The organism is Vibrio sp. YT-19(2023) (assembly GCF_033337395.1).
In genome coordinates, this window is the sequence record NZ_JAWOQN010000612.1 from 1 (window position 1) to 652 (window position 652).

Genomic DNA, 652 nt, shown 5'->3' on the forward strand with positions numbered 1-652 from the left:
TTGAATTTCAATCTGTAGAAGTGCAACAACGAGCAACCTCGCTCGCTAAGACATTGCGCTGCCCACAATGCCAAAACCAGAACTTGATTGAGTCCAATGCACCAGCGGCTAAAGATCTTCGGTTAAAGGTCTATACCATGGTCAATGAAGGTAGCTCCGATCAGCAGGTAAAAGATTATTTGGTTGAACGATATGGAAATATTGTTCTGTATCAACCTCCATTTAATTATTCAACTGCGCTATTGTGGATCTTTCCTATTATATTTTTGATCTTTTTTGCTCTATTTTCGATCCGACTAATCAAGCGAAATTAATGTGACCATTATTCCAGTATGGAAAATAAATTGTGCATATAACAAGCAGAGTGTTATCATTTTTTGGAATTTATGAAGCCTCCAGTATAAAGCTAACGATAAAATTTGAGCTGGAGAAGTAATAAAAGAACAACAGTAGGTGTACGCAGTGGATTCAGTTATATTGCAGTTAAAGAAGGACTTTTATTCGCAGATTCGTGCGTTTCAAACACCGAAGCTGCCACAAGTGACTTCAACTCTCGCCGTCCTAACAGACGAAGAAATTCAAGAACTCGAAGCGGTATGGATAGAATTAGCGGTTTGGAAACGTAGCCAAACTCATTAAGATTCCTTTTCAT

The 652-nt window shown here is 38.3% G+C and carries 2 protein-coding genes; both read left to right on the forward strand.

The features are described 5' to 3' along the window. The coding region (locus R7E78_RS27440; RefSeq protein ID WP_318058794.1) for a cytochrome c-type biogenesis protein CcmH at positions 1–314 on the forward strand (314 nt) is incomplete at its 5' end. A gap of 148 nt (positions 315–462) precedes the next feature. Then, positions 463–639: a hypothetical protein gene (locus tag R7E78_RS27445; protein ID WP_005483239.1), complete on the forward strand. Its 177-nt coding sequence runs from the start codon at positions 463–465 to the stop codon at positions 637–639. The last annotated feature ends 13 nt before the right edge of the window (positions 640–652 follow it).